Raw genomic sequence first — 17,424 nt, 5'->3', positions numbered from 1 at the left:
GCCGCCATCAGCCGTGGCCGGCGAACACTTCCTGCATTCTCTTGAGTTCGGGAAGCCTGATAGAGGCTTCCTCGTAGCCGCGCTCGATTGCTTCACCGGCGCGATGGAACTCGGACAGCCCGATATCGCTGAGCCGCGGATGCAGCGAAATGTCCGGCGGATCGCCGGCGAGGCGGGCGCGCGAAATCCTGTCCTGGATGATGTTGAAGGCCTGGACCATGACGCCGGTCATGCCGAGGCGCGTATAGGGCGTTTCCTCGCGCTTCTGCACTTCCTGTGCCGTCAGCCCGGCATTGTGCTTGACGACGGCCGAGCGGCCGAAGAGGTCGTAATTCAGGTTGACGGCGCAGACCAGCGGCTGCTCGTAGCTGCGGCAGACGGAGACCGGGACAGGATTGACGAGCGCGCCGTCGACCAGCGTTCGGTTGTTGCTGCGGATCGGCTCGAAGATGCCGGGCAGGGCGTAAGAAGCGCGCAGCGCCGTGATCAGCGAGCCGTTCGAAATCCAGACCTCGTGGCCGGTATTGACCTCTGCCGCGACTGCGACGAAGGGTCGGTCGAGATCCTCGATATTCAGCCCTTCCAGATGCTCGGCCATGCGCTTCGTCAGCCGCATGCCGCCGAACAGGCCGCTGCCGCCGATCGTCAGATCGAGCAGGCTGGCGATGCGGCGCATGGTCAGCGAGCGGGCGAATTCTTCGAGTTCGTCGAGCTTTCCGGCGAGGTAGCAGCCGCCGACAAGGGCGCCGATCGAGGTGCCGGCGATCATGCCGATCTCGATGCCGGCTTCATCGAGCGCGCGCAGCACGCCGATATGGGCCCAGCCGCGCGCAGCACCGCCGCCGAGCGCGAGAGCGATCTTGGCTTTCTTCTGGGGCAGGGGCGAGATAGGCGGAACGGTCATGTCGGGCAATGTGGAAGATGCACCGGAGTCGGATGTGCCAGCCTCAGAGCCTTGACGGTGCAAACTCCAGTTCAGCATGGCGTGCCTCCTCCCGGCAGAACACTGTGGTCTTCTAACTGTGTCCCTCTTCCCTTTCCAAATCGTATATAGCGGGCGAAACTGACCCAATAAGAGGCAAAATGCCCCAGTTTTGCGCTATTTCTTGTAGACGTCAGCCGGGTCGAAATGGCGCTCGTCATCGACGATGTCGAGCATCGGCTTTCCATCCTGCAGCGATACGGTGCGGTAAAAACAGGAACGGCGGCCAGTATGGCATGTCGCGTCGTGACCGGCGACCTCTACTTTCAGCCAGATGGCATCCTGATCGCAATCGGTACGGATCTCCCTGACCGTCTGGACATTGCCCGACGTTTCACCCTTCAGCCAGAGCTTGCCGCGCGAGCGGCTGAAATAGTGGGCCTTGCCGGTCTGGATGGTCAGCGCCAGCGCCTGGGCGTTCATATGCGCCACCATCAGCAGCTCGCCGTCGTTGATGTCCGTGACGATGGCGGTGATCAGGCCGCGATCGTCGAAGCGCGGGGTGAAGTCCCCCGCGTCCTCGAGCTCGGATTTGTCGTCTGAAGGCGCGTTGAAGGCGAAGGGCGTCATCGATCGGCTCTCTCTATGGAGCCGGATCAGCGGCCCCGTACCATGGACATGAATCGCGCCTGTTCGGCGGGCTCGGACTTGAAGGTCCCAGTAAAGGTTGTCGTCAATGTGGTCGAACCCTGCTTCTGCACACCGCGCATCGCCATGCACATATGTTCGGCTTCGATCATGACCGCGACACCGCGCGGACGGAGCGTTTCGTCGATCGCTTTCGATATCTGCGCCGTCATGGTTTCCTGGGTCTGCAGGCGGCGGCCGAAGATCTCGACGGTGCGGGCGATCTTCGAGAGACCGAGCACCTTGCCGTCCGGTAGGTAGGCCACATGCGCCTTGCCGATGATCGGCACCATGTGATGTTCGCAATGCGAGAAGAACGGAATGTCCTTCACCAGCACCATGTCGTCATAGCCGGCGACCTCCTCGAAGGTGCGGCCGAGAACGTCTTCGGCGTCCATGTCATAGCCGGCGAAGAGTTCACGATAGGCCTTGGCGACACGCGAGGGGGTGTCGAGCAGGCCTTCGCGTGCCGGATCGTCGCCCGCCCAGCGGAGCAGGGTGCGGACGGCCTCTTCGGCTTCCTTTTGGGTGGGGCGGTTGGAATCGCGGCTGTTGTTCGGAAAATTCTTTACGATGGCGTCCATACTGTTCAAGTCTCCTGATCCGCTGTCATGCGGACCCGTCTTCGGACTCGCCACTGGTATTCCCTTCAGGAATTTTTGCACCTTTGGCAGGCTCCGGGGCTTTCGGGGCGATGGCCCTTCCGGCACGGTTTCCCAATCAAACTTACCGGGGGCCATTGCATTTTCGTGGCCCTCGAACGACATACATATAGGAAGACAGCGTCTTCATGTAAGTATCCTAACACGACACGGTGTGTTTTTTGTTTAAGATACAATGGCCACCAAGCGAGCCGGTCCGCGGAACTCTGGAGCGGAATTGATCATGGACGAGATCTACAACAGCAAAATCCTCGAATTTGCGGGCAATATTCCGCGTATCGGCAGTCTCGATGATGCCGATGCCAGCGCCCAGGCGCATTCGAAGCTCTGTGGTTCCAAGGTGAAGATCTGGCTGAAGATGGACGGCGATACCGTCAGCGACTTCGCCCATGACGTCAAAGCCTGCGCCCTTGGCCAGGCATCCTCATCGGTGATGGCGCGCCATGTCGTCGGCGCCACTGCCGCCGAGTTGCGCAAGGCGCGCGAGGACATGCTCGCCATGTTGAAGGCTGACGGCGAGGGGCCGGAGGGCCGTTTCGAGGAGATGCGCTACCTGCGTCCGGTCAAGGATTACAAGGCCCGCCACGCCTCCACCATGCTCACCTTCGATGCCGTCGTCGATGCGATCGGCCAGATCGAGGCGAAGCGCGCCGAGATGGCGGACGCCTGAGCCGATGTGCGAATTCTGCGCCCTTCAGCATGATGAAGACGAAGGCGGTGCCGCGGCTCCCCCGCCGAAGGCCAAGCGCTTTTCGCGAAACTATTCGGGCCGCTTTTCGAAGACGCCCGGCCGGCTGTTCGGTATGGGTTTCATCCGCCTCTACCAGCTGACGCTTTCAGGCTTCATCGGCAATTCCTGCCGGCATATTCCAACCTGCTCCGAATATGGCTACGAGGCTGTCGCCCGGCATGGCCTGTGGGCCGGGGGCTGGATGACGCTGTTTCGCGTCGGGCGTTGCGGCCCGGGTGGCACGAGCGGGCTCGATCCGGTGCCCGAGGCGCTCGAAAAGCGGTTCCATTGGTGGACGCCGTGGCGCTACTTGGCGTTTGGCCGGAAGGCCGCATGACGACCTACGTCGCGCTGCTGCACAGCATCGTCATCGCGCCCGGCAAGCGGGTGGTGATGGCGGATTTGCGCGACATGGCATCCTCGCTCGGCTACCGCAATCCACGCACGCTGGTTTCGACCGGCAATATCGTCTTCGAAACGCCGGAGTCACCGCCTGGTGAAATAGAAGCCAAGCTGGAGGCTGCCTTTCGCGAAAGGTACGGCAAGCCGGTCGATATCATTGCTCGAACAGGCACGAGCTGGCAGCGGCTGGCGCGATCGAATCCGTTTACGGATGGCGAGGGCAGTCAGGTGATCATCCGGGTGATGCGCGCGGCGCTTGAGCGGCCGGCATTCGAAAAGCTGAAGCCCTATGCCGATCCGAGCCAGCGGCTGGCGCTTGTCGATGGCGATCTCTGGATCGATTTTGCCGGAAAGCCGAGTGAGTGGAAGCTGTTGTCGGCGCTGACGACCAAGCGGATGGGCGTGGGTACGCTGCGCAACTGGAACACCGTTCGGGGCATTGCCGATCTCATCTAGCAGCCCGCTCATCCTTTACTAAAAGACCAAATCCGACTATCACGCGGCAGCGCTTGCGTACGGACGCTCTCGCTTCATTTGCAACCACCCGCATTCGTTGGCGGGACTGGACAAGGAGAATATCGATATGTCCCAATCCGTTTCCCTGACTTTCCCTGATGGCAATGTACGCGAATTTGCGACCGGCACGACCGGCAAGGACGTTGCCGAATCCATTTCCAAGTCGCTGGCCAAGAAGTCCGTCGCGATCGCGATCGACGGCGTTGTGCGCGACCTGTCCGATCCCGTCGTCGACGGCAAGATCGAGATCATCACGCGCAGCGATGAGCGCGCGCTGGAGCTGATCCGCCACGATGCCGCCCACGTCATGGCCGAAGCCGTGCAGGAACTCTGGCCCGGCACGCAGGTCACCATCGGTCCGGTGATCGAGAACGGCTTCTATTACGACTTCGCCAAGAACGAGCCCTTCACGCCTGACGATCTGCCGAAGATCGAAAAGAAGATGAAGGAGATCATCGCCCGCAACGCGCCCTTCACCAAGCAGGTCTGGTCGCGTGAAAAGGCCAAGGAAGTATTTGCCGCCAAGGGCGAGCAGTACAAGGTCGAGCTCGTCGATGCGATTCCTGAAGGCCAGGATCTGAAGATCTACTATCAGGGCGACTGGTTCGACCTCTGCCGCGGCCCGCATATGGCGTCGACCGGTCAGATCGGCACGGCCTTCAAGCTGATGAAGGTTGCCGGTGCCTACTGGCGTGGCGACAGCAACAACGCCATGCTGTCGCGTATCTACGGCACGGCTTTCGCCGAGCAGTCGGAACTCGACAACTACCTGCATATCCTCGCCGAAGCCGAGAAGCGCGATCACCGCAAGCTCGGCCGCGAAATGGACCTGTTCCATTTCCAGGAAGAGGGTCCGGGCGTCGTTTTCTGGCATGGCAAGGGCTGGCGGATGTTCCAGTCGCTGACCGCCTATATGCGCCGCCGCCTGGCCGGCACCTATGAAGAGGTCAACGCGCCGCAGGTTCTCGATGCCTCGCTCTGGGAGACTTCCGGTCACTGGGGCTGGTACCAGGAGAACATGTTTGCGGTGAAGTCGGCCTATGCCTTCACGCATCCGGAAGACAAGGAAGCGGATAACCGCATCTTCGCGCTGAAGCCTATGAACTGCCCGGGTCACGTGCAGATCTTCAAGCATGGCCTGAAATCCTACCGCGAACTGCCGATCCGTCTCGCCGAGTTCGGCAACGTGCACCGTTACGAGGCCTCGGGCGCTCTGCATGGCCTGATGCGCGTGCGCGGCTTCACGCAGGACGACGCGCATGTGTTCTGCACCGACGAGCAGATGGCGGCGGAATGCCTGCGCATCAACGACCTGATCCTCTCGGTCTACGAGGACTTCGGCTTCAAGGAGATCGTCGTCAAGCTCTCCACCCGCCCGGAAAAGCGCGTCGGCACCGATGCCCTCTGGGATCGCGCCGAAAGCGTGATGATGGACGTGCTGAAGACGATCGAGGCGCAGTCCGAGGGACGCATCAAGACCGGCATCCTGCCGGGTGAGGGCGCCTTCTACGGTCCGAAGTTCGAATATACCCTGAAGGATGCCATCGGCCGTGAATGGCAGTGCGGCACGACGCAGGTCGACTTCAACCTGCCGGAACGCTTCGGTGCCTTCTACATCGACAGCAATTCGGAGAAGACCCAGCCGGTGATGATCCATCGCGCCATCTGCGGCTCGATGGAGCGCTTCCTCGGCATCCTGATCGAGAACTTCGCCGGTCATATGCCGCTCTGGATCGCGCCGCAGCAGATCGTCGTCGCAACCATCACCTCTGAAGCCGATGGCTACGGCCAGGAAGTTGCCGATGCGCTGCGTGACGCCGGTCTGAACGTATCGACCGACTTCCGTAACGAGAAGATCAACTACAAGGTCCGCGAACATTCCGTAACGAAAGTTCCTGTGATCATCGTCTGCGGCAAGAAGGAAGCGGAAGAGCGCACCGTCAACATCCGCCGTCTCGGCAGCCAGGAACAGACCTCGATGACGCTCGATGCGGCGATCGAAAGCCTGACCTGGGAAGCGACGCCGCCGGATGTGCGCCGCAAGATCGAAGCGAAGAAGGCCAAGGCTGCCTGATCGCTTCCGCTTGAAGCAAACAGATGAAAAAGGGGCGGCGCTCGCGAGAGGGCCGCCCCTTTGATTTTCATATTCCGAGAACGGTGACGCTTGGCGGCGTGAAATCCTTGATCCCCAACTTCGGCCAATCGCATTTGCGGTCAAACTTGGCCTTCGATACCGTCCGCATGCATTTCGGGTCGGTCTTGAAGGCATATCCGGGCAAACTGACGTACTTGACACTCGGCGCACAGAGCGCGAGCGCGATACACATCGTCAATGCCGCGCAGATGGTCCGCATGGGACACCTCCTTCGTTCGGCATGACTTCTCGATACGGAACCCCTCCGTACGCGCAACCATCGCATGTCCGGATACAGGCTTCCATTCGCCTAATCGGATGCGGCGACGCGGGGCGCGGGCTATGCGCTGATCATCGGGATGGGCGAGGGGAATGCTCCGTTCAGACGAGGCGAACGGCCGGTCAATCGGCGTCTGCGCCGTCCGATCCGCTGCTCGGAACGAGCTGGTCGTAGGACGGGAGCGGTGCCTGGGCGGAGTTCTGCGGTGGCTCGCCCGCAGCCGCCGGCTGCGGCTCGGGCTGGACGGTGGTCGCAGCGCTGTCCGGCTCCTGCGGCTGAACGTCCTTCATGAGAACTTCGACATCGGTATTCTTTCCGGCTGCGACCTTGAAGTCGCGCTGGTAGATCTTGTCCTTGTTACGGGCGACGGCGGAATATTCGCCTTCGGCCAGAACCATGGTCGGGAAGGCGCTGACGCTTTCGCCGACGCTGTCGCCGGCCGCCGTCAGGATCGACCAGGCCGTATCGGCGATCGCTTCGCCACCGGCTTCCGAGACGAGTTTGAAGGTGATCTGCGCGGCGCGGTGCTGGATCGTCGCCTCGGTCAGCTTGCCGGCCTCGACCTGGATGTCGGCGCGGATGACGGCGTTGACGTCGCCATATTCAGAGACGACGTGATAGGTGCCGGCATTGAGGCGCACGACGGTGTTCGGCGAAACGTCGGCCATGACCAGGCCGCGCTCACCGTCGTCGCGCACTTCGGAGGAATAGATCGAGAAGCTCAATTGCTCCGGGCGGATGCGAACGTCGGAACCGGAGACGGCATTGAGCAGCAGTCCGCCGGCATCGAGCACCATGACCTGCTTGTCGACGGCGCCGCTATCGGGAACGTTGACCTTCTTGGTGACACCGGCGCGGCCGAAGGAGACGTTGACGAAATAGTCGCCGGGGGCGAGCTGGAAGGCGGCCGAACCGCCCTTGGCGCTGGCGATCAGCGGCAACTTGCCATCGGCGCCGGCAATCGGGCTGAAGACATACCAGGAAAGACCGTCCTCGACCGGCTGGCCGTCGGCCGTCAGCTTGGCCTCCATCGGCACTTCATGCAGCAGGGCGCCCGGAGGCGTCGTGCCCGGCGCGATGAAGGCGTTGAGCTTCGGCATCTTGGACGTCGTGTCGAGCTGCTTGAAGTCCTTGAACGCTTCCTGCGCGCCCGCCGAAAACGGCGAGGCGATCACCAGTGCAAGCGCAAGGGCGAGCCGCGCGAATGGCAAAATGCCGGTCATGTGTTTCCTGGACAGATTGACTTTAGAAATCACAGGGGCCACTTCAAGACCAACCCGATGGCAAATTCAAGACCCATCCCCCTCGCTGTCCCGAAATTGAAAGTTTCTCCCGCATGAAATCCGATATCAAGCTGATCGATTACCTCAACGTGCGCCGCTCCATCCCCGCGTTCCAGATGTGCGAGCCGGGTCCCGAGAAGGCCGAGATCGAGGAAATCCTCCGCCTGTCGTCGCGCGTTCCCGATCACGGCAAGCTCGCCCCCTGGCGCTTCATCGTCTATCGCGGCGAAGAGCGGGTGCGGATCGGCGAGGAGCTTCTGAAGCTCGCGCTCGAAGCCAAGCCTGATCTCTCCGACGAAATGATCCAGGTCGAGCGGACGCGCTTCACGCGCGCTCCTGTTGTCGTCGCGATCGTCAGCAAGGCAGGCCCGCATTTCAAGATCCCGGAATGGGAACAGGTGATGTCGGCGGGCGCACTTTGCCTCAACGTGATCTTCGCCGCCAATGCGCATGGCTGGGTGGCGAACTGGCTGACGGAATGGTTTGCCTTCGACGAGCGCGCCTATCCGCTGCTCGGCGTCCAGCCGGGCGAGAAGGTCGCTGGCTTCATCCATATGGGTTCGTCCGAGTTTCCGCCGGTCGAGCGGCCGCGTCCGGAACTGACCGAGACCGTCACCTGGGTCGGCGGAGACACGTGATGTTCTACCCGACCGATACCAACAAGCATGGGCTGGCGCACGATCCCTTCAAGGCGATCGTCGCGCCGCGGCCGATCGGCTGGATCGGCACCAAGGGCACGGATGGTTCGCTGAACCTCGGCCCATATTCCTTCTTCAATGCGATTTCGGATCGCCCCAAGCTGGTGATGTTTTCTTCCAGCGGGCGCAAGCACAGCCAGCAGAATGCCCGCGAGACCGGTGTCTTCACCTGCAGTTTCGTCAGCCGTAATCTGATCGACCAGATGAACTTGTCGTCCGCGACCGTACCTTATGGCGTCAACGAGTTCGAATTCTCCGGGCTGACGGCCAAGCAGGGGGAGATCGTCGACGCGCCCTACGTCGCCGAGGCATTTGCGGTGCTGGAGTGCAAGGTCACCGAGATCATCGAGCCGAGGGGCCTGTCCGGTGAGCCCTCCGAGAATGTCATGGTGATCGGTGAAGTCGTCGGTATCCACATCGATGAGACGATCATCCGCGAGGGCCGTCTCGACATGGCGATCGCCCGGCCGGTGGCGCGCATGGGCTATATGGACTATGCCGAAGGCAGCGACGTTTTCGAACTGATGCGCCCCAAGATGCCTTGAACCTGCGCCCGCAAGGGTTAATGAATATGGTGAACCAATCATAAACCATTTGCCGGTAGCGTTCTCAGAACAAGAGGAACGTGAAGGAATCACGTTCCGCAGACTGGGGCGTAATGGTGATTGTAGAGGCATTCCTTCGCTGGGTCGAAACCGCCAAGTCCGGAGACCGGGCACGAGCGGCCAGCGCCCTTGGCCGGGCCTATCTCCAGTCCGAGATGCAGCCTGAAGAGCGTAAGGCCGCCGAGATGGCGATGACCTTCCTGCTCGACGATCCCTCGCCGAAAGTTCGCCTTGCCCTTGCCGAAGCCATCGCCTGGTCCGGCGAGGCGCCGCGGTCGCTGATCCTGGCACTTGCCGAAGACCAGCCTGAAATTGCCTGCCATGCCGTTACCTGCTCGCCGCTCCTGACCGATGCCGATCTGGTCGACCTGGCCGGCCGCGGCAGCGACGTGACGCGTATGCTGATCGCTGCACGCAGCGCGGTATCGCGGGCCGTCTGCGCCGCCCTTGCCGAAGTCGGTGGGGAGGAGGACGTTCTCTGCCTTCTGGAAAACGAGGGCGCTGCGATCGCGCCGCTTTCCCTGAAGCGTATTGCCGAACGGCTCGGCGACTGCTGCGATATCCGCAATCTGCTGCTCGATCGCGACAGCTTGCCGGCCGATGCCCGCCAGCTTCTGACGCAGCATGTCAGCAATGCGCTTGTGGCGCTGCCGCTCGCGCAGGCCGCCATCGGCATCAACCGCCTGCAGCGTATCAGCCGCGAGGCGACGCAGTCTGCCGTCGTGTCGATCGCCGGAGAGATCCAGCCGCGTGAGATTGACGACCTTGTGGAGCATCTGCGCGTCCACGGCCATCTGACACCGTCCTTCCTGATGCATGCGCTATGCTCTGGGAAGGTCGATTTCTTCGCAAGCGCCGTCGTCAACCTGACGGGCTGCAGTGAAAAGCGGGTCCGCTCGATCCTGGCGACCGGCCGTATGCATGCGGTCCGGGCTCTCTACGAGACCGCGGGGCTAACCCGCGAGATCAGCACCATTTTCGTCGAGGCGACGCTGCTCTGGCGCGAGGCGTCGCGCAAGGCTTCGGGCACGATGCTTTCTACGATCTGCGGACGGCTGCTCGAACGCTTCCGCCATCACGGCGCCCATGACGCCGTCAAGGAGCTACTCGACATGGTCGAGAAGCTGCACATCGCCGAGCAGCGTCAGTCGGCGCGCGCCTATGCCTCGCAAGCAGCGCTCGTCGCCGCCTAGTTGGTAAGCCGCTGGGCGACCCAGGAATATCCATTCGAAACGAAATGAACGGGCTTGGCGAGTGTCGCCTTGATGCCTTCTCCTGTCGGCAGGCCGGCGCGGACGCGCTCGGCAACCCTTATAGCGTAGGCGCGAAGGCCGGTTGGCTGCGGCTGTTCGGCGGCTGGGGCCGCGGCCGTTGCCTGCGCTTCAAGCTTCGCCGTCTCGGGAGCGGTTACGGGCTTGGGTTCCTCGCAGACGGCGATAACCGTCGGATACTTGGCGTTAGTGAAGCCCATCAGCTGCTTTTCCGATTCGGCATCGCACATCGCCACCGTCTGCCAGTGCTTGTCGACCGTCGCCACGTAATTGCATTGGGTGACGGAATCGTTGCACCCGAAGATGGTCATGGCGATGAGGACGGCTTGCATATCCGGGATCCCTGGCTATTGAAACTGATGATCTTAGACGTTCCAATTCCAACGGAATAAAGGCGGCTGCATTACCATTTCGTCATGCAAGCCAGCCGGGAAAGCAGGAGCCGCATGACCGTTGCCATCGCCCTCGAATCGCCGCGCCAGCCTGAGGTCGTGCGCCTGCTCGACCTGTCGGATGCCTATGCGGCCTCGCTCTATCCGGCCGAGAGCAACCATCTCGTCGATCTCTCGACGCTGGAGAAGCCTTCGGTGAGCTTCTTCGCGGCGCGCCATGACGGCGCCGTCGTCGGCTGCGTGGCGCTCGTCGAGGCGGGTGACGGCACCGCCGAGATCAAGCGGATGTTTGTCGATCCGCAAGCGCGCGGGCTGCGAGTGGCGAGCCAGCTGATGCATGAACTCGAGACACAGGCAAGGAGGCGCGGGCTCGCCGCAATCCAGCTCGAGACCGGCATCCGCCAGCCCGAAGCGATCGGGCTGTACCGCAAGTATGGCTATGTGGAGATCGGGCCGTTCGGATCCTACCAGCCGGATCCGCTCAGCCTGTTCATGGAAAAGCGGCTCGGCTGATCAGCCGTCGGCGGCGCGCTGCGAGGGCGGTGCCTGTTCGTCGATGATGATTTCGGGGCCGGTAGCGGTCTGATCCGAGGTGCGGACCTCGTGCATCCATTCGCGCCAGATGGCCACGAGCAGAGCCATCAGCACCGGGCCGATGAAGAGACCGAGGAAGCCCATGGTCTTCACGCCACCGACGAGGCCGAAGAAGGTCGGCAGGAAGGGCAGCTTGATCGGACCGCCGACCAGCTTGGGACGGAGTGTCTTGTCGACGATGAAGAGTTCGACGCTGCCCCAGATGAAGAGTCCGGCGCCGGCGAAATGCGAGCCGCTGGCGACAAGATAGACGGAGACCAGCGAGAAGGAGAGCGGCGCGCCGCCCGGGATCAGCGCCATGATGCCCGTCAGCACGCCGAGCGTGACAGGCGAGGGGACGCCGGCGATCCAGTAGGCGATGCCCAGCACGATGCCTTCGCCGATGGCGATCAGCGTCATGCCCATGACGGTCGAGCTGATGGTTGCCGGCACGACGCGGGAAATGCGCTCCCAGCGGTTCGGCAGAATGCGCTCGCCGAGCATGTCGATCTGTTTCGAGAAGGACGCGCCATCGCGATAGACGAAGAACAGCGCGATCAGCATGAAGAGCAGCGTCAGCAGCAGGTGGAACGAGGCGCCGCCGGCGGCAAGCACCGCACGGTAGATGTTGCCGATATTGGCGCCGCTGACGGCCTGGATGACTTCACCCATCGAGCCCGGGCTGCCGATATATTTCGTCCAGAGCTCGTCGATGTAGGGACCGGCGAAGGGCAGGGCGAGGATCCATTGCGGGGTCGGGGCGCCCATGCGGTTGGCGCGGATCGCCCAGGCGACCCATTCGCGCACTTCGCCCGTCGTATAGGTGACGGCAAAGACGATCGGGATGACCAGGAACGTGACGATCAGGATGATCGCCACCGTCGCCGCAACGGTGGTATTGCCGCCGACGCGCGCCAGCAGCTTGCGATAGAGCGGCCAGCTGGCAAAGCCGATGACCAGCGCGGCGAGAACCGGGACGACGAAGCCGTAAAAGAAATAGACGCCGGCCGCGACGATCAGAATCAGAAGCCAGCGGGCAGCCGAAATCGAGGGAATGAGAGGCGTGCGGGCAGGCGCGGACGGACCAAGCCACCGCGGCTCGCCTGGCAGTTTGTTTTTATTCGAGAGGCTCACGTCGTTCCCTGCTTTTCTTCTCAACCACGGATATGGGCCATCGTGCCACCGGACGCAAGCATTTCGGCCAGGAAATACCCGTTGGTCCGGTCGCGCCAAGGACCATGCCGCGGTTGGCATAGCGCTTCGTGCTGAAGGCAGTGTGACGGCAATTTCCTGCCAGAGTGTTGATCGCCGGACAAAAGATCATGCAGGCTATGCAACGAGAAATCGCAACGGCATGGAAACGCCAAACGAAAACAGCGCGACGGACAGAACCGTCGCGCTGTTTCGAGAGCCCTGAAGGCTATGTCTCAGATGTCGAGATTATCGGCGAAGGCGGCGCGATCCTGGATGAAGCGGAAGCGAGCTTCCGGCTTCGTGCCCATGAGATCGTCGACGGCCGTGCGGGTGCCTTCGAAATCGACTTCGTCGATCAGCACGCGCAGCATCGTGCGCTTGCTCGGATCCATCGTCGTTTCCTTGAGCTGTGCCGGCAGCATTTCGCCGAGACCTTTGAAGCGGCTGATCTCGACCTTCTTGCCCTTGAACTCTGTGGCGATCAGTTCGGCGCGATGGGCGTCGTCGCGAGCATAGGCCGACTTGGCGCCCTGGCTGATCTTGTAGAGTGGCGGAACGGCGAGGAACAGGTGACCGCCGCGCACGAGCTCCGGCATTTCCTGGTAGAAAAAGGTGATCAGCAGCGAAGCGATATGCGCGCCGTCGACGTCGGCGTCGGTCATGACGATGACGCGCTCGTAGCGGAGATCTTCCTCGCGGTATTTCGAGCGGGTGCCGCAGCCGAGCGCCTGGACGAGATCGGAGAGCTGCTGGTTGGCACCGAGCTTTTCGCGGCCGGCGCTGGCGACATTGAGGATCTTGCCGCGCAGCGGCAGGATCGCTTGATTGGCGCGGTTGCGCGCCTGCTTGGCGGAGCCACCTGCCGAGTCACCCTCGACGATGAAGAGCTCGGCGCCCTGGGCGGTGTTCTGCGAGCAGTCGGCAAGCTTGCCGGGCAGGCGCAGCTTGCGCACGGCGGTCTTGCGGTTGACTTCCTTTTCCTTGCGGCGGCGAAGGCGCTCTTCGGCGCGCTCGATGACCCAGTCGAGCAGCTTGGCCGCCTCGTTCGGGTTATCGGCGAGATAGTGGTCGAAGGGGTCGCGAAGCGCATTTTCGACGATGCGCTGGGCCTCGACGGTCGCCAGCTTGTCCTTTGTCTGGCCGACGAATTCCGGCTCGCGGATGAAGACCGAGAGCATGCCGACGGCCGAGATCATCACGTCATCGGTGGTGATCTGCGCGGCGCGCTTGTTCTGTGTCAGGTCGGCATAGGCCTTGAGGCCCTTGGTGAGCGCGATACGAAGACCCGCCTCATGCGTGCCGCCTTCGGGCGTCGGGATGGTGTTACAGTAGGAATGGACCTGCGGGTCGCCGCCGTACCAAGTGATCGCCCATTCGAGCGAACCATGGCCGCTTGCCTTCTCCGACTTGCCGGCGAAGATTTCGCGGGTGACGGTGAATTCCTTGCCCATCGTTGCCTGGAGATAGTCCTTCAGGCCACCGGGGAAATGGAAGACCGCCTTGTTCGGAACATCAGAACCCTCGGGCAGAACGCCGTCGTCACAGCTCCAGCGGATTTCGACGCCGCCGAAAAGATAGGCCTTCGAGCGCGCCATGCGGAAGACGCGGGCGCCATCGAACTTGGCATGATCGCCGAAGATCTGCGGATCGGGATGGAAGCGTACGCGGGTGCCGCGGCGATTGTGAACATCGCCGAGATCCTCGAGCCCGCCCTGCGGCAGGCCGCGCGAGAAGCGCTGGCGGTAGAGTTTGCGATTGCGGGCGACCTCGACTTCCAGATCATCCGACAGCGCGTTGACGACCGAAACGCCGACGCCGTGCAGACCGCCCGAGGTCTCGTAGGCCTTGCCGTCGAACTTACCGCCGGCATGGAGCTTGGTCATGATGACTTCGAGCGTCGACTTGCCGGGAACCTGCGGATGGTTCTCGACCGGGATGCCGCGGCCGTTATCGGTGACGGTCAGGTAACCCTGGAGATCGAGATGAACCTCGATGAAATTGGCGTGACCAGCAACCGCTTCGTCCATCGCGTTGTCGATGACTTCGGCGAAGAGGTGGTGCAGCGCCTTTTCGTCGGTGCCGCCGATATACATGCCGGGGCGCATGCGCACCGGTTCAAGGCCCTCGAGGACACGGATCGACGAGGCGCCGTAATCGTCGCCATTCGATGTTGCCGGGGCAGGGCGTGCCGTTGCCGCGGGGGCCGCGGCAGGGGCGGGAGCTGGCTTGGGTGCCTCTTCCTGCTTGGGCGCGAGAGGCATTCCGGAGAAGAGGTCGTTGCTGTCTTCCATGGAGTCGTTCAGATCTTCAATCCTGTTCGGGCGGCACGTCCGCCGGGGCGTGACCCAAAATCACCGCATTTGATGTCACGTTTGCGAATCAGGCAGATTTTGCCAGAAAGCGCCTCGTTACGCGACGCCGCCCGATTTGGCGGAATTCTCTAGAATTGGTTTGCGTTGCCGGGCGCGGAATGGCAAGCGGACTTATCTCTGAGGAAACCGCTCGCATGAAAATGTCCACAAGTCATTGCATGATTATCACCGCAATTGCGGCCTTTTTGCTGTCCGGCACCATAAGCAGTGCTACGGCGGACGCGCTGCCGCCCTACAAGGACGAGCTGTTTTCGGCGCAGACTGTGATGCAGACGTCCGATAACGGCGCCTTCGAAACCATCAATTACGACGAAATGCGCGATATCAACGGCCGCGACCAGATCCCGGAGCAGCGGGTCCAGCAGAAATATGTGTCGCTCGGTATCCGCAAGCTGCAGCAGGACGAAACCCTTTCACTAGACGGGCACCGGATTGATGTCACCAGGGTGGGACCGATCGACAATGCGGCCTTCACCGTGATCTTCATTCACGGCCGCGACGGCACGCGCAGGCTCGGCGCCAACGACTTCACCTTCGGCGGCAACTTCAACCGGGTAAAGAACCTCGTCGCCGGAAATGGCGGCACCTATTATTCGCCGACGGTCAGGACTTTCGACAGCGACGGCGTCGCCAACATCGTCGAGCTGATCCGCTATGCCAGCGAGAAATCGGGCGGGCGGCCGGTGATCCTGTCCTGCGCCTCGATGGGCAGCCAGATCTGCTGGGGCGTCACCCGCGATGCGGCGAGCGTCAAGCGGCTGAAGGGCATGCTGATCATGAGCGGCGTGACCGATCCCGATTTCACCAAGAGCGCCTTCTACAAGGCCAAGCTGCCGATGTATTTCGCCCATGGCAGCCGCGACCCGGTCTATGCAGCGACCGACCAGCAGGGACTGTTCGAGGCGCTCTACAAGTCCAAATATCCGACGCGCTTCACGCTGTTCGATACCGGCAACCACGGAACGCCGATCCGGATGATCGACTGGCGCAAGGTGCTGAACTGGATTCTGGCTTCTTAGGCAAATCGGCGAGCCGATTTTAAGCATTCTGCACGCGAAACCGTCTTTTTCCCTTACGTAAGGGGCGGAAAGCTTTTCATTCGCTGCTGCTTTTGCTAAGGCCGCAGCATACCGGAAAAATGTGGAAGGCTTGGCATGACACCTGACGTGCGTCCGCTCGTGGCGGGGAACTGGAAAATGAACGGTACCCGCGACTCCCTCGATCAGATCAAGGCGATCGCAGAAGGTGTCAAAGGCCCGCTCTCGTCGAAGGTCGAAGCGCTGATCTGCCCGCCGGCGACGCTGCTCTACGTGGCGACGGCGCTCTGCACCGACAGCCCGCTGGCGATCGGCGCGCAGGATTGCCACCAGAAGCCGTCAGGCGCCCATACGGGTGATATTTCCGCCGAGATGATTGCCGATTGCTTCGGCACCTATGTCATCGTCGGCCATTCCGAGCGCCGCACCGATCATGCCGAGACCGACCATCTGGTCCGCGCCAAGGCGGAAGCCGCTTTTGCGGCCGAACTGACGGCGATCATCTGCATCGGCGAGACCGCCGACGAACGCAAGGCCGGCCAGACGCTCGATATCATCAAGCGCCAGCTTTCGGCCTCGGTTCCTGAAGCGGCGAACGCCGAGAATACCGTGATTGCCTATGAACCCGTATGGGCGATCGGCACCGGCCTGACGCCGACTGTCGAGGACGTAGAGAAGGCGCATGCCTTCATGCGCGCCGAGCTGACGGCCCGTTTCGGCGCCGAAGGCAAGAAGGTCCGCATTCTCTATGGCGGCTCTGTCAAGCCTTCGAACGCGAAGGAGCTGATGGGCGTTGCCAATGTCGACGGCGCATTGATCGGCGGCGCGAGCTTGAAAGCGGCCGACTTCCTCGCCATCTACGGCGCATACAAGGAACTCACTGCCTAAATCTGAGCTAAGGGCTTGGAATAGGCGAACGCCTCATGTAAAGAGCGCCAGATTTTTATTCGATGCCCGCCGTTTGCGGGCAGGACTGGACCCATGCAGACCGTATTGATTGTCATCCACCTCATGATCGTGCTGGCGCTTGTCGGCGTGGTGCTCATCCAGCGTTCGGAAGGCGGCGGCCTCGGCATCGGCGGCGGTTCCGGCTTCATGTCGGCGCGCGGCACGGCCAATGCCCTGACCCGCACGACGGCGATCCTGGCGACCCTGTTCTTCCTGACGTCGCTCGGCCTCGGCATTCTGACGCGCTACCAGGGCAACCCGACCGACATTCTGAACCGTATTCCGGCAACGAGCGGTCAGGGCAACGGCATTCTTGATTCGCTGGGCGGCGGCGCAAAGCCTCCGGCAAATCAGCCGGCCAATAACGGCGTTCCGAACAGCGGCGCAGCTGCTCCGGCTCCTGCTGCACCTGCACCGGCCGCTCAGGCACCGGCTGCATCGGCTCCGGCCGCTCCCGCTGCCCAGGCACCGGCTGCTACGGCTCCGGCCGCAGACGCTCCGGCCGCAACGCCGGCGCCGGCAACGCCCGCTACTCCTGCCGCTCCGGCCCAGCCGGGTGGCGTACCGACCGGACAATAAACCGGTCAGCGAAATAAACCGCCGGCAGGCCCAAGGGTCTGCCGGTTTTCTTTTGTTCAGATTTCACGCTGGCGCCAAAAGTTCTGGAAAAGAATTTTTGGGCTGGTGGAATCGTTTTTGAGAAGGTATCCGGTGACTC

At 62.2% G+C, this 17,424-nt stretch carries 19 protein-coding genes; 11 read left to right on the top strand and 8 right to left on the bottom strand.

Annotated elements, in window-relative coordinates; all coding sequences use genetic code 11:
• Positions 1-7 precede the first annotated feature (7 nt).
• The 3 genes from ACQZ5H_RS06105 to folE all read right to left on the bottom strand — a co-directional run bounded on the left by ACQZ5H_RS06105 (position 8) and on the right by folE (position 2,193).
• Positions 8-982 (bottom strand): patatin-like phospholipase family protein, encoded by a 975-nt coding sequence (locus ACQZ5H_RS06105; protein WP_112716305.1) that lies wholly within the window; start codon positions 980-982, stop codon positions 8-10.
• Positions 983-1,099: 117 nt separating this feature from the next.
• Positions 1,100-1,552 carry a phosphoribosyl-AMP cyclohydrolase gene (gene hisI, locus ACQZ5H_RS06100; protein ID WP_130278283.1) on the bottom strand — a complete coding sequence of 151 codons (453 nt, stop codon included), beginning with the start codon at positions 1,550-1,552 and terminating at the stop codon, positions 1,100-1,102.
• A gap of 26 nt (positions 1,553-1,578) precedes the next feature.
• On the bottom strand, positions 1,579-2,193 hold the full coding sequence (gene folE / locus ACQZ5H_RS06095) for a GTP cyclohydrolase I FolE (RefSeq protein ID WP_112716301.1): 615 nt from the start codon (positions 2,191-2,193) through the stop codon (positions 1,579-1,581).
• Positions 2,194-2,494: 301 nt separating this feature from the next.
• On the opposite strand from folE, the gene ACQZ5H_RS06090 reads away from it, so the two are divergent.
• From ACQZ5H_RS06090 to thrS, 4 genes are all read left to right on the top strand, one after another.
• On the top strand, positions 2,495-2,941 hold the full coding sequence (locus ACQZ5H_RS06090; protein WP_112716299.1) for an iron-sulfur cluster assembly scaffold protein: 447 nt from the start codon (positions 2,495-2,497) through the stop codon (positions 2,939-2,941).
• 4 nt (positions 2,942-2,945) lie between these two features.
• A complete protein-coding gene (gene yidD, locus ACQZ5H_RS06085) occupies positions 2,946-3,338 on the top strand; it encodes a membrane protein insertion efficiency factor YidD (RefSeq protein ID WP_449097050.1) in 393 nt (130 codons plus the stop codon).
• Entirely contained in the window at positions 3,335-3,859 is a 525-nt protein-coding gene (locus ACQZ5H_RS06080; RefSeq protein ID WP_449097049.1) for a DUF1697 domain-containing protein, read from the top strand. Before yidD ends, ACQZ5H_RS06080 begins: the two co-directional genes overlap by 4 nt.
• Before the next feature lie 127 nt (positions 3,860-3,986).
• Positions 3,987-5,993 carry a threonine--tRNA ligase gene (gene thrS, locus ACQZ5H_RS06075; protein ID WP_449097048.1) on the top strand — a complete coding sequence of 669 codons (2,007 nt, stop codon included), beginning with the start codon at positions 3,987-3,989 and terminating at the stop codon, positions 5,991-5,993.
• 67 nt (positions 5,994-6,060) lie between these two features.
• On the opposite strand, the gene ACQZ5H_RS06070 is transcribed toward thrS, so the two are convergent.
• Together ACQZ5H_RS06070 and ACQZ5H_RS06065 are read right to left on the bottom strand one after the other, a co-directional pair.
• Positions 6,061-6,273 carry a hypothetical protein gene (locus ACQZ5H_RS06070; protein WP_130278289.1) on the bottom strand — a complete coding sequence of 71 codons (213 nt, stop codon included), beginning with the start codon at positions 6,271-6,273 and terminating at the stop codon, positions 6,061-6,063.
• A 182-nt stretch (positions 6,274-6,455) separates the two neighbouring features.
• Positions 6,456-7,556, bottom strand: a complete 1,101-nt coding sequence (locus ACQZ5H_RS06065) for a hypothetical protein (RefSeq protein WP_112716289.1) — start codon at positions 7,554-7,556, stop codon at positions 6,456-6,458.
• A 113-nt stretch (positions 7,557-7,669) separates the two neighbouring features.
• Here ACQZ5H_RS06065 and ACQZ5H_RS06060 point away from each other — a divergent pair, with 113 nt between their 5' ends.
• The 3 genes from ACQZ5H_RS06060 (at position 7,670) to ACQZ5H_RS06050 (ending at position 10,112) form a co-directional block, all read left to right on the top strand.
• Entirely contained in the window at positions 7,670-8,254 is a 585-nt protein-coding gene (locus ACQZ5H_RS06060) for a nitroreductase family protein (protein ID WP_413709524.1), read from the top strand.
• The gene (locus tag ACQZ5H_RS06055) at positions 8,254-8,859 is read left to right on the top strand and encodes a flavin reductase family protein (RefSeq protein ID WP_449097047.1); all 606 of its coding nucleotides are present in this window, start codon (positions 8,254-8,256) and stop codon (positions 8,857-8,859) included. Before ACQZ5H_RS06060 ends, ACQZ5H_RS06055 begins: the two co-directional genes overlap by 1 nt.
• Positions 8,860-8,972: 113 nt before the next feature.
• Positions 8,973-10,112 (top strand): DUF2336 domain-containing protein, encoded by a 1,140-nt coding sequence (locus ACQZ5H_RS06050; protein ID WP_413709523.1) that lies wholly within the window; start codon positions 8,973-8,975, stop codon positions 10,110-10,112.
• Here the strand turns inward: ACQZ5H_RS06050 and ACQZ5H_RS06045 are convergent.
• A complete protein-coding gene (locus tag ACQZ5H_RS06045; protein ID WP_449097046.1) occupies positions 10,109-10,522 on the bottom strand; it encodes a hypothetical protein in 414 nt (137 codons plus the stop codon). The two genes, ACQZ5H_RS06050 and ACQZ5H_RS06045, sit on opposite strands and share 4 nt — an antisense overlap.
• Before the next feature lie 114 nt (positions 10,523-10,636).
• On the opposite strand from ACQZ5H_RS06045, the gene ACQZ5H_RS06040 reads away from it, so the two are divergent.
• Positions 10,637-11,095 carry a GNAT family N-acetyltransferase gene (locus ACQZ5H_RS06040; RefSeq protein WP_449097045.1) on the top strand — a complete coding sequence of 153 codons (459 nt, stop codon included), beginning with the start codon at positions 10,637-10,639 and terminating at the stop codon, positions 11,093-11,095.
• Here ACQZ5H_RS06040 and ACQZ5H_RS06035 read toward each other — a convergent pair whose 3' ends face one another.
• Together ACQZ5H_RS06035 and parE are read right to left on the bottom strand one after the other, a co-directional pair.
• Positions 11,096-12,289: an AI-2E family transporter gene (locus tag ACQZ5H_RS06035; protein WP_449097044.1), complete on the bottom strand. Its 1,194-nt coding sequence runs from the start codon at positions 12,287-12,289 to the stop codon at positions 11,096-11,098. It abuts the gene before it with no gap.
• A gap of 293 nt (positions 12,290-12,582) precedes the next feature.
• On the bottom strand, positions 12,583-14,640 hold the full coding sequence (gene parE, locus ACQZ5H_RS06030; protein WP_130278295.1) for a DNA topoisomerase IV subunit B: 2,058 nt from the start codon (positions 14,638-14,640) through the stop codon (positions 12,583-12,585).
• Positions 14,641-14,855: 215 nt separating this feature from the next.
• Here parE and ACQZ5H_RS06025 point away from each other — a divergent pair, with 215 nt between their 5' ends.
• The 3 genes from ACQZ5H_RS06025 (at position 14,856) to secG (ending at position 17,285) form a co-directional block, all read left to right on the top strand.
• The gene (locus ACQZ5H_RS06025) at positions 14,856-15,740 is read left to right on the top strand and encodes an alpha/beta hydrolase (RefSeq protein WP_449097043.1); all 885 of its coding nucleotides are present in this window, start codon (positions 14,856-14,858) and stop codon (positions 15,738-15,740) included.
• Positions 15,741-15,875: 135 nt separating this feature from the next.
• Positions 15,876-16,646 (top strand): triose-phosphate isomerase, encoded by a 771-nt coding sequence (tpiA, locus tag ACQZ5H_RS06020; protein ID WP_112716271.1) that lies wholly within the window; start codon positions 15,876-15,878, stop codon positions 16,644-16,646.
• 93 nt (positions 16,647-16,739) lie between these two features.
• Positions 16,740-17,285 carry a preprotein translocase subunit SecG gene (secG, locus tag ACQZ5H_RS06015; RefSeq protein WP_112716269.1) on the top strand — a complete coding sequence of 182 codons (546 nt, stop codon included), beginning with the start codon at positions 16,740-16,742 and terminating at the stop codon, positions 17,283-17,285.
• Positions 17,286-17,424 lie beyond the last annotated feature (139 nt).

This window comes from Rhizobium sp. 21-4511-3d, from assembly GCF_053522545.1.
The sequence above is the reverse complement of the archived record's forward strand: the minus strand, read 5'-3'. Positions and strand labels throughout refer to the sequence as shown.